Here is a 13,827-nt window from a genome sequence, read left to right as displayed (position 1 = left end):
GGCCGCGCTCCTGAAACCCCCGGTGCGCGCCGGGAACCCCGAGTGTCCGGCGGACGTTGACCCGGCACCGACACCCTGCCGGAGCGCGAACCACGACCCAGGGCGGCACGATGAGTGAGCTGGTTCCCGGGGGCAACGTCCCCCTGCCGGACGGGCCCGTGAGCGTGCGGGTGCCCGGCGGCTTCGACGTGTCGGCGCTCGTCACCGATGACGGCGGCAAGGTGGGCGGTGACGGCGACTTCGTCTTCTACAACCAGCCGGAGGCCCCCGGCGCCCGGTTGCGGGACGACACACTCACCGTCGATCCCTCCCGGCTGCGCCCCGGTGCGACCCGGGTGACGGTGGCGGTGAGCCCCTCGGACCCCGGGACCGCCCTGGGCGCACTCCCCTCCCCCACCCTCCACGTCACCGACGCGCGCGGCCGGGCGCTGACCCGGTTCACGCCGCCGCGCCCCCGCCAGGAGACCGTGCTGCTGCTCGCGGAGTTCTACCGGCGTGGCGAGGGCTGGAAGTTGCGTGCTCTGGGGCAGGGGTACGCCGACGGGCTCGCCGGACTCGCCCGGGACTTCGGGGTGGAGGTCGTCGACGACTCCCCGGCGCCCGACGACCGGGCGCCGACCGCACCGACCACACCGACCACACCCCTCGCCACCTCCGCGCCGCCCCCGGCGGCCTCCGACGGCTTCCTGGACCTGGTGAACTCCACCCGGGCCGCCGCCGGTTCCCGTCCCGTGTCGGCCGACGCACGCCTGGCCTCCGCGGCCCGTGCCCACGCCGCCGCCATGGCCGCCGCGGGCGCGCTGAGCCTCGAGACCCGGGACGGCGTCTTCGTCCACCAGCGCGTCGTCTCGGCCGGGTACGCGTATCTCACCGTCGGCGAGCACCTGGTGTCGGGCCCGCGCACACCCGCCGAGTTCATCGCGTACTGCCTGCGCACCGAGCGGACCCGGCGCACGCTGCACGGCTCCGCCTTCACGCACGCCGGCTGGGCGTACGTCACCGGCGGGCCCTCGGGCGACACGTACTGGACCGTGCTGTGGGCCGTACCGTTCACCCCGGACGGTCTGGCCCGCACGACGGCCGAGGTCGTCGGCCTCACCAACCGGGAGCGGACCCGGGCCGGTCTGCCCGCACTGGCCGTCGACACCCGCCTGGCCCGCGCCGCGCAGGCGCACAGCGCCGACATGGTGGCCCGCGACTTCTACTCGCACACCGACCCGGACGGCGGCGAGCCCTGGGACCGCGCGGCCGCCGCGGGCGCCACCCGGCGCACGGTCGGCGAGAACATAGCCTGCGGTCCGCGTTGCCCCGCCGACGTGGTGGAGGGCTGGATGAACAGCCCCGGACACCGCGCCAACATCCTCAAGGCCGACTTCACCCACATCGGCGTCGGCCTCGCCGGCGGGGGCCGGGCGGGTACGTACTGGACCCAGCTCTTCGGCGGCTGAACACGGTTTCCGGCACACGATCTTGGCGGAACGGGACGCTCCGGGCCAGGATGCCCGTATGAAGGGTGATCTCTTTTCCAGCGAGCACATGGTTCAGCCCGCCACGGCGCCGGGCATGACCGTCGAGAACTCCAAATGCGTCCGTTACACGGTGAACGGCGAGATGCTGGCCCGGCAGGGTGCGATGGTCGCCTACCGCGGCAATCTCCAGTTCGAGCGCAAGGGCCAGGGCGTGGGCGGCATGCTCAAGCGCGCGGTCACCGGTGAGGGGCTGCCCCTGATGGCGGTGCGCGGACAGGGCGAGGCCTGGTTCGCGCACGAGGCGCAGAACTGCTTCATCGTCGAGGTGGAGCCCGGCGACGAGTTCACGGTCAACGGCCGCAACGTCCTGTGTTTCGACTCCTCGTTGTCGTACCGCATCGCCACGGTCAAGGGCGCCGGCATCACCGGCGGCGGGCTGTTCAACAGCGTCTTCACGGGGCACGGCAGGCTGGGGCTGGTGTGCGACGGCAGTCCGCTGGTCATCCCGGTCTCGCCCCAGTACCCGGTCTACGTCGACACCGACGCGATCGTCGGCTGGTCGGCCGGGCTTTCGACCTCCCTGCACCGTTCGCAGTCCATCGGCTCGATGCTGCGCGGCGGTTCCGGTGAGGCCGTGCAACTGCTGCTTCAGGGCCAGGGCTACGTCGTGGTCCGGCCGAGTGAGGTGACGCCGCCGAAGGCGCAGCAGCACTGAGGCGGCCCGCGTCCTCGGGAACCGTGTTGACCTTGGGCGCGTCGCGCGAAAGGGTGCGAAGGGGCGCGGATCACCGCCCCGCGCCGGAAGGATGACTGCCTTGATCGGGATCACGGAGATCGAAGCCGCGGCCGAGCGGATCGCCGGACATGTCGTACGCACCCCGACCGTGCCCAGCCCCGGGCTGTCCGCGCTGCTCGGGGTCCCGGTCACCACGAAACTGGAACTGCTTCAGCGCACGGGGTCGTTCAAGGCACGCGGCGCGACGGCGAAGCTGCTGTCGCTGACCGAGGCCGAGCGGGCCGCCGGTGTCGTCGCGGTCAGCGGCGGCAACCACGGCATCGCCGTGGCGGTCATGGCCGCCGCCCTCGACGTGAAGGCCACGGTGGTCATGCCGCGCACGGCACCGGCCCGTTCGGTGGAGACCGCCGAGGAGGCGGGCGCGCTGGTGCGGCTCACCGACGGCATGGACAGTGCCTTCGCGCTGGTGACCCGACTGCGGGAGGAGGGCCTGACGCTGGTCCACCCCTTCGACGACCCCGTGGTGATCGCGGGGCAGGGCACCGTCGGGCTGGAGTTCGCCGAGGACGCCGGGGAGCTCACGGACGTGGTCGTGAGCATCGGGGGCGGCGGGCTGATCGCGGGCGTGGCGGCGGCGCTGCGGGCGCTGCGGCCGGACGTGCGGGTGTGGGGCGTGGAGACCGAGGGCGCCGAGGCGATGTCGCGGGCGCTGGCGGCGGGCGGGCCGCTCCCCGTGGCCCTGTCCTCGATCGTCACCACGCTCAGCGCCCCGTCCGTCTCACAGCTCACGTACGACCATGTGTCGGCGCTGGTCGGCGAGGTGTTGGTGGTACCGGACCGGGAGGCCGTGGAGGGTTCGCTCGCCCTCGCCGAGCACGGGAAGGTGTGGACCGAGCCGGCCGCCGGCTGCCTGCTGCCGGCGGCCCGGCGCGTGGTGGAACGGGTCGGTGACGGCGCCCGGATCGGGCTGGTTGTGTGCGGAGGCAACGCCACGACGGCCGACGTGACGGCCTGGGCGGACCGTTTCGGGCTGCGCTGACGCGGGTTTCCCGCGCGCGACAGATAATTACCGCGGGTTACCAGCAGGTCGGCACCGTAATTCCGGTGCCGCGTCAGCCACCGGCGGAATTGCGGTCGCGCGGTCGCGCGGTGGTGCCCAGTTCAGGAGCGGTGCGGGCCCGCACGGCCGCCTTTCCCGCATTCGCCGTCGTACGGGCGTTCGCCGCTTTTGAAGAAGGGTCAGAAATGACCCCGGATCGCACATTCGTTGAACGCGTCGCGCCCCGCCGGCCGTACCTCTGGGCAAGCTGAGAGCCAGTGGTGCGAACGAGGGATGGCCATGGGCAGGGCGCACGTCACCGCACACGAGTTGGTCGCCGGTCGGTACCGCCTTCTCGAGGTCGTCCACCGTGAAACGAACCGCGTCTGCTGGTCCGGTGAGGACACCGGTACGGGCCGCCCGTGCCTGGTGACGCAGGTCGGGCTCCCGCAGGAGCACGATGAGACCGGTGAGACCGCTCGCCGGGCCCCCGGCCGGGTGGTCCGCACCTGCGAGACGATGCTGTCGCTGTGCCCCGGGCGGATCCCCGCGGTGGTCGACGTGGTCGTGGCGGACGGCGTCCTGTGGACGGTGACCGAATGGGTCGGCGGCGTACCGCTCGCCGAGCTCCTGGACCGGCAGGGCACGTTCAACTACGTGCGGGCGGCACGCATCGGCCTGCAACTGCTGGACGTGCTGGAGGCGGCGCACGACCTCGGTGTCACCCACGGCGAGCTGAGCCCGGGGCAGGTGTTCGTGGGCGAGGAGGGATCCGTCGTCGTCACCGGCTTCGGGCTGGCCGGCGCCACCCTCGCGCCGCGGCTCACCGCACCCTCGTACGCCTCGCCCGAGCAGGCCCGGGACGAGCGGATCGGGCCCGCGGCCGATCTGTGGACGCTGGGCGCGATCCTCTACACGATGGTCGAGGGCCGTCCGCCGTTCCGCGACCGGGGCCGGCCCGAGACCACGCTGAAGGGCGTGGACCGGCTGCCGCTGCGCACGCCGGTGCGCGCCGGTCCGCTCACCCGGGTCGTGCAGGGCCTGCTGCGCAAGAACTCGCGGGAGCGGCTGACCCGGCCGGTGGTCCGCGAGGCTCTGGTCCGGGTGCTGACGGAGGATCCCGAAGCCGCCGTGCGCCAGGTGCCCCGCCCCCGGCTGCGGGGCGCGTACGCCGCGGCCCGGCAGGTGAGCCGGCGATGGCACCGGCGGACGATGCTCGCGGGCACCACCCTGGCCGTCGTCACGGTCACCGTCGCCGTGCTCGCCGTCACCCGCGGTCTGCCCGGCCCGGACGGCGGCTCCACCACCGGCGCCGAGCAGCGCCCCTCGGCCCCCGCCTCGCCGCCCGCCGACGGCACCGCCCCTCCTCCCTCCGGCCCCTCGCCGAGCGCGACACCCTCACCGTCGAAGCCGGACGAGTCTGACGAGCCTGACGGGTCTGACGGGCCTGACGGGTCTGACGGGCCTGACGGAGGGGACAGACCTGGCGAGCCGGACGAGCCGGGCGGCGCCGTACCGGCCGGGTTCCGCCGCTACGACGCGCCGGAAGGGTTCTCCGTCGCCCTCCCCGAGGGCTGGCGGCGGCTGGACACCTCGCGGGTGCCGAACGCGGCGTACCGGGTCGTCTTCGGCTCGTCCGGCGACCCCCGCACCCTCGCGGTCACCTACAGCGAGCGCGCGGGCGCGGATCCCGTCGCGGTCTGGCGCGACGACGTCGAGCCCGGTCTGTCGGGGTCGGGCGACTACCGCAGGATCGGCGAGATCCGCGCGACGACGTACCGGGGACGGGAGGCCGCCGACATGGAGTGGGTCGCCCGGGACGGCGGCACCCGGCTGCGCACCTTCGGCCGCGGCTACCTCCTCGGCGGCGGACGCAGTTTCTCGCTGCGCTGGACGACACCGGCCGACGACTGGGACGACACGGCGAACGAGCGAGCGCTCGCCGCCTTCCTCAAGACGTTCCGGGAGGACTCGGCCTGACCGTCATCGTCCCGTTTTCGCTCCGCCCGTGCGGGGACTCGCACGTTATGGTGCAAATCGGATACACGATGATGACCGAGCAGGCCGGCCCCCGCGAACTCGTCGGCCATCTTGTGCGGGCCGAAGAAGTGGGGTTCGACTTCTCGGTGACCTCGGACCACTACTTCCCGTGGCTGCGCTCCCAGGGACACGCGCCGTACGCGTGGAGCGTGCTGGGCGCCGCGGCGCAGGCGACCTCCCGCATCCCGCTGATGACGTACGTGACGTGTCCGACGTTCCGCTATCACCCGGCGGTGGTGGCGCAGAAGGCGGCGACACTGCAGTTGCTGTCCGAGGGCCGGTTCCGGCTGGGGCTCGGCTCGGGCGAGAACCTCAACGAGCACGTGGTCGGCGGTGGCTGGCCGTCCGTGGACGTGCGGCACGAGATGCTCCGGGAGGCCGTGGAAATCATCCGGGCGCTGTTCGAGGGCGGCCATGTGAACCATCGCGGCGCGCACTTCGACGTGGAGTCGGCCCGGCTGTGGGATCTGCCGGACAGCGCGCCGCCCATCGGGATCGCCGTCTCCGGCGAGCGCTCCTGCGCGCTCGCGGGTGAGCACGCCGACCTGGTGATCGCCACCGAGCCCAAGCCGGGGCTGCTGGAGGCATTCGACCGGCACGGCGGCACGGGCAAGCCGCGCGTCGGCCAGCTTCCGGTGTCCTACGACCCGGACCGGGACACGGCGATCAAGCGCGCCCACGCGCAGTTCCGCTGGTTCGGCAGCGGCTGGAAGGTCAACGCCGAACTGCCGCACCCGGATTCCTTCGAGGCCGCCACCCAGTTCGTGACTCCGGACGATGTCGCCGAGTCGATCCCCTGCGGCGACGACCCGGACGCCTTCGTGGCGGCCGTACGCCCGTACGCCGAGGCCGGGTTCACCGAGGTCGCCCTGGTGCAGATCGGCGGCGAGACGCAACCCGCCTTCCTCGACTGGTCGGAGAAGACCCTGCTGCCCGCGCTGCGCGAGGCACTGGGCCGGTCCTGAACGCCGTTCGGAAACCCGGCGCGGGCGAATCACCCGTCCGCCTGAGCATCTTGCGGGCGGGCGGGGTACTAGAGGGCTCTACGTCCATTCCCCTGGAGGCCTCCGTCGTGAATTCCCTCGTGCACAAGACCCTGGTGGTGCAGCTCCAGGCGGGCGACGCCGACCGCTTCCCCGTGCTGGCCCACCTGAGCTACGAGGCCGCGGACCCCTTCGCGCTCACCGTGGTCTTCAGCCACGACGGCCGCGTCCTCGCCCGCTGGACGCTGGACCGGGAGATGGTGGGCGAGGGGCTCACCCGCCCGGTCGGCGTGGGCGACGTCCGGCTGCGCCCCGAGTCGCGCGGCCTGTGGGACGAACTGCGCATCGAACTGCTGGGCGACGCCCGGCCGGACGGGGAACGCCACCGCGCCGTGGTGTTCGTGTGGGCCGCGGCCGTGGAGGCCTTCCTGCGCCAGACCCACGCCGTGGTCCGGCCGGGCGGAGAGCGGTTCCATGTCGACGACTTCCTCGCGGAGCTCATGGCCGAGGGCTGACCGGGACATCAGCGCGAGGTGTGACGGTGCCGGGTCCACAGGGGGATCCCGAACCAGCACACGAGGTACCAGATCACCACGCCGGTGACGAGGTACGGCACGAAGCCGTCGTCGGTCGCGACGCGCAGGATCAGCAGGAGCGACGCCGTCATCGTGGCGAGCAGCAGCACCAGGCCGAGCAGGGTGAGCCGGGACGCCCACCGCACGGCCTGGGGTTTCACGCGCCGTCCGGAGACGATGCGGTGCAGGGACACCGGTCCGATCAGGGCGCCGGTCGTCACGGCCCCCAGGACCACCGTCACCAGATAGATCGTCTGGTTCGTGTCCGAGAGGTCGTCGTACTTCGGGGTGAACACGACGGTCAACAGGAAGGCGAACAGGATCTGCACGCCCATCTGCGCGACGCGGACCTCCTGGATCAGGTCCGTCCACATCCGGTCCGCCCGCTCCTCCTCGGTCTCGTCGCGCCCCCTGCGCCGGTCCGAGTGCGCCGTCCGGTCCATTTCCGTCACTGATCCTCCCGGTTACCGCGGCCTGTGTTCCCTTCCCTCTTCCCGGGTTCCCCGCACGCAGGCGCCGTGACGGGGCGGCGGCGTCCGGTTTGAGCGATCAGCGGACGGTTACACGGGCCGGGACCGAGGCAGGCCCGGGAGGAAGGCGAAGGATGTCCGACACTCAGCTCACCGTGACACTCAGCGGTGGCGGCATCGACGACGCGCGGGCGATCGTCCGCGCGCTGGAGGGCGTCTTCGGCGCACCCGACGGCATGCCGGCCGACGAGCGGGCGACCGTGCGCACCGCGACCTTCGACTCCCCGGCCACGCCGGAGGCGTCGTCGGCACCGCGAGCGGCGGGCACCCCGCTGTCCGCGCCGGTGGCGGTCACCGTCCAGGGCACGCCGCAGGCCGTCGAGGCGGCCAGTGAGACGCTGTCCCGCGCGTTCACCACGCGGGACGAGGGGGCGGCCGCCGGCGACCAGGAGCGGGAACGGCAACTGCTCCTGGTGCCGTGAGGACCGTGGGCGGCGCCTACCAGCGGCCCTCGACCTGCTCCTTGACGCGACGGTCGTAGAGGTCGCGGATCGCCGCGAGCGTGTCCTCGGACAGCTCCGGCAGCCGGGCGGCGTCCGTGTTGGCGCGGGCCTGCTCGGGCGAACGGGCGCCGGGGATGACGGTGGTCACACCGGGCTGCTGGATGATCCAGCGCAGTGCCAACTGGGCCGGGGTGTATCCCTCGGGGGCGAGTGCGGCGAACTCGGCCGCGGCCTCCACGCCCGTGGCGAAGTCGACGCCGGAGAAGGTCTCGCCCTGGTCGAAGGCCTCGCCGTGCCGGTTGAAGCTGCGGTGGTCGTTGGCGGCGAAGACCGTGTCCCGGGTGTACTTGCCGGACAGCAGACCGGAGGCCAGCGGCACTCGGGCGATGATGCCGACGCCCGCCTCCCGTGCGGCGGGCAGGACCTCGCGCAGGGGCTTCATGCGGAACGGATTGAGGATGATCTGCACGCTGGTCACGTTCGGCCGGGCGATCGCGGTCAGGGCCTCCTCGCACGTCTCCACGCTGACGCCGTACGCGGCGATGCGCTCCTCCGCCACCAGGGTGTCCAGGGCGTCGAACACCTCGTCACTGGAGTAGACGGGGGTCGGCGGGCAGTGCAACTGCACCAGGTCGACGACGTCGACGCCGAGGTTGCGGCGGGAGCGGTCGTTCCACTCCCGGAAGTTGTCGAGTACGTAGTTCTGCGGGATCTGCTCGACCCGGCGGCCCATCTTCGTGGCGACCAGCACGTGCAGGTCGGGCCTGCCGCGCAGGAACGCGGCGATGGTCTCCTCGCTGCGTCCGTCGCCGTAGACGTCGGCGGTGTCGAAGAAGGTCACCCCCGACTCGGCCGCCGCCTCCAGCACCGTGAGGGCTTCCTTGTCGTCGACGTCTCCCCAGTCGGCACCCAGTTGCCAGGTGCCGAGGCCGACCACCGAGGCGTGCTGGTTCGACCTGTCGAATGTGCGCTCGTCCATGCCGCCAGTCTGTCATCCGGCGGGATCCCGCACCGCGTCGGGACGGTTCCGCCGGGTCACCTCCCCGGCCGCGCGCGGCCGGGTTCCGTGCCCGCACCGTCCGCGCGACCCTGGGTCCCAGCCCGCGCCGGAGCCGGCGCAGTCCCTCCAGTGCGGCGGCGTGCGGCCCGCCCGGCGCGCACCGCCGGGTGCTATCCGGCCGCCGCCGTGCGGCACTCCGGGTGGCCCCAGCCCTGGTCGTTCTTGGCGATGGGCTCCCCGGCCGCGTACGAACGGCCGCACAGGCAGCGCCCGGGGAACTTCGCCTTGATGGTCCGCGCCGAGCCACCGCCGCCCTTCCGGGCCGTGCCGGCCCCCCGGCGCGGTGCCTTCCCGGCCGCCGGGACGTCCGGTGCGGGCGGCGGCTGAGGCGAGCCGAGTCCGCTGCCGGCGGGCTCCTGGACGACGGCCGCCTGGCTGGCGGCACGGTCGGCGAAGTCGTTGAGCCGGTCACCGTCGACCTGGTGTGCGGGCACGTAGCGGAACTCGACCGAGCGGCCGTCGAGCAGCTCGTCGATGCGCACGACCAGCTCCCGGTTGGCGACCGGCTTGCCGGCGGCCGTCTTCCACCCGTTGCGCTTCCAGTTGGGCAGCCAGGTGGTGACGGCCTTCATGGCGTACTGCGAGTCCATGCGGACCTCGAGCGGTACGTCCGGTTCGGTCGAGGCCAGCAGGCGCTCCAGTGCCGTGAGTTCGGCGATGTTGTTGGTGGCCTTGCCGAGCGGCCCCGCTTCCCAGCGGACCGGGCTCTCCGAGGCGTCGGCCACCACCCAGGCCCAGCCGGCCGGACCCGGGTTTCCCTTCGAAGCCCCGTCGCACGCGGCCACAACACGTTCACGCATGCGCCCGATCATGCCATGGCCCGGCCGGGTGCCAGGACGGGGTTCAGGAGACGTCCGTGACCTTCGGCATCTCCCCCCGGGTCCGCGTGATGTCGATCACCGAGAAGCTCGCGCCCTGCGGGTCGCTCAGCGCCGCGAACCGGCCGAAGGGGGTGTCCATCGGCCCGGACCGGAGGACGCCGCCGAGGCCGGTGGCCCGGGTCACGGCCTCGTCGCAGTCGGTGACGGTGAAGTAGACGTTGATGTGGGGCGGCACCTCGGGCGGGAAGTCGTCCGTCATGGCCATGCGGCCCAGCACGGTGTCGTCGCCCAGGTCGAAGAGGCGGAAGTCCGCCCCGTCGTCCTCCATCTGCTTCGCCGTGTAGGAGAAGACCGCGGGGAAGAAGGCGTCCGACTTCGCGGGTTCACGGGTGAAGACCTCGGCCCAGCAGTACGCGCCGGGCTCGGCCACCGCCTCGAACCCCTCGTGGGTACCGCCCTGCCAGAGGCCGAACACGACGCCGCCCGGGTCCCGGGCCAGGCACATGGTCCCGAAGTCGCCGACCCGCATCGGCTCCATCAGCACCTCACCGCCCGCCGCGCGGATCCGCGCGGCGGTCGCCGCGGCATCGGGGGACGCGAAGTAGAGGCACCACTGCGAGTGGCCCGCCTGGCCGGACATGGGCGGGACCACGGCGGCGACCGCATTGCCGTTCGCGTAGCACTGGGTGTAGTTGCCGTGCTCCGACGACGACTCGCCGAAGGTCCAGCCGAGGACGTCGCCGTAGAAGCTCTTGGCTCCCTCGATGTCACCGAACATGGCATCGGCCCAGCAGGGGGTTCCTTCAGGTTGCACGGCCATGGCTGCCGCCTCCCGTACGGATCGGCGGTCCGGTCGGTGGTCCGGATCGGGATGGGGATGGTGCGGTCCTCACGCTAGTCACCCCCTCCCCACCCCGCGCGCCGACCGGCCGATCACTCGCCGGCGTACGCCTTCTCCAGCGCGGCGATGTCGAGCTTGTGCATCGACATCATGGCCTGGTTGGCGCGCCCCGCCTTCGCGGGATCCGGGTCGCGGAACATCTCCTCGAGCCTGCTCGGGACGACCTGCCAGGACACCCCGAACCTGTCCTTGAGCCAGCCGCAGGGACCCTCCTGGCCGCCGCCCTCGGTGAGCCTGGCCCAGTAGTGGTCGACCTCTTCCTGGTTCTCACAGGTGATCTGGAAGGAGACCGCCTCGTTGAACGTGAACTCCGGGCCGCCGTTGAGGGCGACGAACTTCTGGCCGTTGGCCGTGAAGTCGACGGTGAGCACGGTGCCGGCGGGCTTGTGCGCTTCCTCGGGGTAGCGGGTGACGGCGCCGATGCCGGAGTTCTTGAAGAGGGAGACGTAGAAGTGGGCGGCCTCCTCCGCCTGGCCGTCGAACCAGAGACACGTGGTGAATCCGTCGCTGCTCATGAGTACCTCCAGGGCGTGGAACACGGTCACCACTGTCGACCGGTACAGGCCGCGGAACTCATCGGTCGAGGGGAATTGAATGCGCACGGCTCGGCGGCGGGCCCCGTCTAGCATCACGGCCATGACCTCATTTCCCGCCGAGACCGTCGTCCCCTTCCGCCTCGCCGTCCCGCAGGAGGACCTCGACGAACTGCACGAACGCCTGGACCGCACCCGCTGGCCGGACGAGCCGGCCGGGGCCGGCTGGGCGTACGGGGTGCCGGGCGGGTACCTGCGGGAGCTGGTGCGGTACTGGCGGCACAACTACGACTGGCGGGGCGCCGAGGCCCGGCTGAACGAGTGGCCGCAGTTCACGACCACGATCGACGGCGCCAACGTCCACTTCGCCCATGTCCGCTCCCCCGAGCCGGACGCCACCGCGCTGATCCTCACGCACGGCTGGCCCGGCTCGGTCGTCGAGTTCCTGGACGTCGTCGGTCCCCTGACCGACCCGGCGGCCCACGGGGGCGACCCCGCCGACGCCTTCCACGTGGTCCTGCCGTCCATCCCGGGGTTCGGGCTGTCCGGACCGACGCCGGACACCGGCTGGGAGGGGAGCAGGATCGCCGGCGCCTGGGCCGAGCTCATGCGGCGCCTGGGCTACGAGCGGTTCGGCGTGCAGGGCGGCGACTGGGGCGCGGTGATCTCCCGCGAGCTCGGCCGTGCCCACCCCGACCGGGTGATCGGCGTGCACCTCAACCTGCTGCCGGGCGGACAGCAGGTCACCGAGCCGACCCCGCAGGAGCTGGCCGCGCTGGACCCCGAGGAGCGGGAACGGACCCTGACGTCGTGGCGCCGCTGGGACGCCTGGTCGCGCGAGGGGACCGGATACGCCGTCCTGCAGTCCACCCGTCCGCAGACCCTGGCGTACGCGCTGACCGACTCGCCCGTCGGGCAGCTCGCCTGGATCGTGGAGAAGTTCGCCGAGTGGACGGACTCCGACGAGCTTCCGGAAGAGGCGGTGGACCGGGACCTGCTGCTCACCAACGTGATGCTGTACTGGCTGACCGGCACGGCGGGCTCCTCCGGCCGCATCTACTACGAGCGGGCGCACCATGCCGGCGGGGCCGCCGCACCCCGGGAGCCGTCGACGGCGCCGACCGCGCTCGCCCTCTTCCCCGGCGACCCCCAGATACCGCTGCGGCACAAGGCGCGGCGCACGGAGAACCTGGTGCGGTGGACGGAGTTCGACCGGGGCGGGCACTTCGCGGCGATGGAGGAACCCGACCTGTTCACCGGCGATGTCCGGGCCTTCTTCCGCCAGTTGCGGGAGGCGGCGGACCGCTGAGCGCTCTGCCCGTGGCGAATCTGCCACCGGCAGAGAAGGCCCCGCCGGGGGCCGGGACGAGCCGAGAGTGGAGGAACCGCGGCGCCACCGGCCGCGTACGGCTCACCCGACGACTCGACAAGGAGCGCCGATGTCTCCACTCATCGCCGGCCCGGCCCCGGCCGCGCCGCCCCGGGCCCAGGAGGGCGACACCCCTGCGACCCGGTTCGACGACCACCTCGCCGCGCAGTTGCTCGCGCAGCGGATCGTGCTGCTGGGCACGCAGGTCGACGAGGTCTCCGCCAACCGGGTCTGCGCCCAGTTGCTGATCCTGTCCGCGGAGGACCCGCGCACCGACATCAGCCTGTACATCAACAGCCCCGGGGGCTCCGTGCACGCGGGGCTCGCCATCTACGACACGATGCGGCTGATCCCCAACGACGTCTCGACGCTCGCCATGGGGTTCGCCGCCAGCATGGGGCAGTTCCTGCTGAGCGTCGGCGCGGCGGGCAAGCGCTTCGCCCTGCCGAACGCGCGGGTCATGATGCACCAGCCGTCGGCGGGCATCGGCGGCACCACCGCCGACATCGAGATCCAGGCCGACAACCTGGAGTTCACCAAGCGGACCGTCGAGCGGATCACCGCCGAGCACACCGGTCAGAGCCCGGAGACCATCTCCCGGGACGGCGACCGCGACCGCTGGTTCACGGCCGAGGAGGCCAGGGAGTACGGAATGGTGGACCAGGTCGTCCAGTCCCTCGCGGACGTGCGCCCGGCCGCCACCAGGCGACGGATGGGGCTGTGACATGGGGAGCTACACGATTCCGAACGTCGTCGAGCGGACCCCGCAGGGTGAGCGGTCCTACGACGTGTTCAGCCGGCTGCTGTCGGAGCGGATCATCTTCCTGGGCACCGAGATCGACGACGGCGTGGCCAACGTCGTCATCGCGCAACTCCTCCATCTGGAGTCGTCGGCTCCGGAGAGCGAGATCGCGGTCTACATCAACTCCCCCGGCGGCTCGTTCACGTCGCTGATGGCGATCTACGACACGATGACGTTCGTACAGGCGCCGATCTCGACCTTCTGTGTCGGGCAGGCCGCCTCCACGGCGGCCGTGCTGCTCGCCGGCGGGGACCCGGGGCGGCGGTTCGTGCTGGAGCACGCGCGGGTGCTGCTCGGGCAGCCGGCCAGCGGCGGGCGGCAGGGCACGGTCTCCGATCTGGCACTGCAGGCCAAGGAGATGGTGCGGATCCGCTCCCAGGTCGAGGAAGTGCTGGCCCGCCACACGCACCACGACATCGCGACGCTGCGCGCGGACATGGACCGCGACAAGGTGTTCACCGCCCAGGAGGCGGTGGCCTACGGGCTGGCCGACGAGGTGCTCGGCCGGCGCCTGGCGCGGGTGTGA

Annotated in this window: 15 protein-coding genes; 10 read left to right on the top strand and 5 right to left on the bottom strand. The window is 72.4% G+C overall.

Features of this window, described 5'->3' with window-relative positions; all coding sequences use genetic code 11:
* Positions 1-110 precede the first annotated feature (110 nt).
* The 6 genes from B1H29_RS33645 to B1H29_RS33620 all read left to right on the top strand — a co-directional run bounded on the left by B1H29_RS33645 (position 111) and on the right by B1H29_RS33620 (position 6,782).
* Positions 111-1,448 (top strand): CAP domain-containing protein, encoded by a 1,338-nt coding sequence (locus B1H29_RS33645; RefSeq protein WP_055420351.1) that lies wholly within the window; start codon positions 111-113, stop codon positions 1,446-1,448.
* 58 nt (positions 1,449-1,506) lie between these two features.
* Positions 1,507-2,184 carry an AIM24 family protein gene (locus B1H29_RS33640; protein WP_055420352.1) on the top strand — a complete coding sequence of 226 codons (678 nt, stop codon included), beginning with the start codon at positions 1,507-1,509 and terminating at the stop codon, positions 2,182-2,184.
* A gap of 100 nt (positions 2,185-2,284) precedes the next feature.
* A complete protein-coding gene (locus B1H29_RS33635; RefSeq protein ID WP_055420353.1) occupies positions 2,285-3,244 on the top strand; it encodes a threonine/serine dehydratase in 960 nt (319 codons plus the stop codon).
* 300 nt (positions 3,245-3,544) lie between these two features.
* On the top strand, positions 3,545-5,224 hold the full coding sequence (locus B1H29_RS33630) for a serine/threonine protein kinase (RefSeq protein ID WP_079160606.1): 1,680 nt from the start codon (positions 3,545-3,547) through the stop codon (positions 5,222-5,224).
* 47 nt (positions 5,225-5,271) lie between these two features.
* The gene (locus tag B1H29_RS33625; protein WP_055420355.1) at positions 5,272-6,249 is read left to right on the top strand and encodes an LLM class F420-dependent oxidoreductase; all 978 of its coding nucleotides are present in this window, start codon (positions 5,272-5,274) and stop codon (positions 6,247-6,249) included.
* Between the two features lie 107 nt (positions 6,250-6,356).
* Positions 6,357-6,782, top strand: a complete 426-nt coding sequence (locus tag B1H29_RS33620) for an SsgA family sporulation/cell division regulator (RefSeq protein WP_055420356.1) — start codon at positions 6,357-6,359, stop codon at positions 6,780-6,782.
* Positions 6,783-6,790: 8 nt separating this feature from the next.
* Here B1H29_RS33620 and B1H29_RS33615 read toward each other — a convergent pair whose 3' ends face one another.
* Positions 6,791-7,285 carry a DUF6328 family protein gene (locus B1H29_RS33615; RefSeq protein ID WP_055420357.1) on the bottom strand — a complete coding sequence of 165 codons (495 nt, stop codon included), beginning with the start codon at positions 7,283-7,285 and terminating at the stop codon, positions 6,791-6,793.
* 161 nt (positions 7,286-7,446) lie between these two features.
* On the opposite strand from B1H29_RS33615, the gene B1H29_RS33610 reads away from it, so the two are divergent.
* A complete protein-coding gene (locus B1H29_RS33610) occupies positions 7,447-7,794 on the top strand; it encodes a hypothetical protein (protein WP_055420358.1) in 348 nt (115 codons plus the stop codon).
* 16 nt (positions 7,795-7,810) lie between these two features.
* On the opposite strand, the gene B1H29_RS33605 is transcribed toward B1H29_RS33610, so the two are convergent.
* From B1H29_RS33605 to B1H29_RS33590, 4 genes are all read right to left on the bottom strand, one after another.
* Positions 7,811-8,794: an aldo/keto reductase gene (locus tag B1H29_RS33605; RefSeq protein WP_055420359.1), complete on the bottom strand. Its 984-nt coding sequence runs from the start codon at positions 8,792-8,794 to the stop codon at positions 7,811-7,813.
* Positions 8,795-8,985: 191 nt separating this feature from the next.
* Positions 8,986-9,687, bottom strand: a complete 702-nt coding sequence (locus B1H29_RS33600) for a ribonuclease H family protein (protein ID WP_055420360.1) — start codon at positions 9,685-9,687, stop codon at positions 8,986-8,988.
* Positions 9,688-9,718: 31 nt separating this feature from the next.
* The gene (locus B1H29_RS33595; protein ID WP_055420361.1) at positions 9,719-10,516 is read right to left on the bottom strand and encodes a VOC family protein; all 798 of its coding nucleotides are present in this window, start codon (positions 10,514-10,516) and stop codon (positions 9,719-9,721) included.
* Between the two features lie 113 nt (positions 10,517-10,629).
* Positions 10,630-11,112 carry a VOC family protein gene (locus B1H29_RS33590; RefSeq protein ID WP_055420895.1) on the bottom strand — a complete coding sequence of 161 codons (483 nt, stop codon included), beginning with the start codon at positions 11,110-11,112 and terminating at the stop codon, positions 10,630-10,632.
* A 121-nt stretch (positions 11,113-11,233) separates the two neighbouring features.
* Between B1H29_RS33590 and B1H29_RS33585 the strand changes: the two genes are divergently transcribed.
* From B1H29_RS33585 to B1H29_RS33575, 3 genes are all read left to right on the top strand, one after another.
* Positions 11,234-12,439, top strand: a complete 1,206-nt coding sequence (locus tag B1H29_RS33585; RefSeq protein ID WP_055420362.1) for an epoxide hydrolase family protein — start codon at positions 11,234-11,236, stop codon at positions 12,437-12,439.
* A gap of 130 nt (positions 12,440-12,569) precedes the next feature.
* Positions 12,570-13,223, top strand: a complete 654-nt coding sequence (locus B1H29_RS33580) for an ATP-dependent Clp protease proteolytic subunit (RefSeq protein ID WP_055420363.1) — start codon at positions 12,570-12,572, stop codon at positions 13,221-13,223.
* A gap of 1 nt (position 13,224) precedes the next feature.
* Positions 13,225-13,827, top strand: coding sequence for a ClpP family protease (locus tag B1H29_RS33575; protein WP_055420364.1), 603 nt, complete (start codon positions 13,225-13,227; stop codon positions 13,825-13,827).

Origin of the sequence: Streptomyces pactum (genome assembly GCF_002005225.1) — a bacterium.
Taxonomy (GTDB): domain Bacteria; phylum Actinomycetota; class Actinomycetes; order Streptomycetales; family Streptomycetaceae; genus Streptomyces; species Streptomyces pactum_A.
This window is presented reverse-complemented; position numbering and strand designations above follow the sequence as displayed.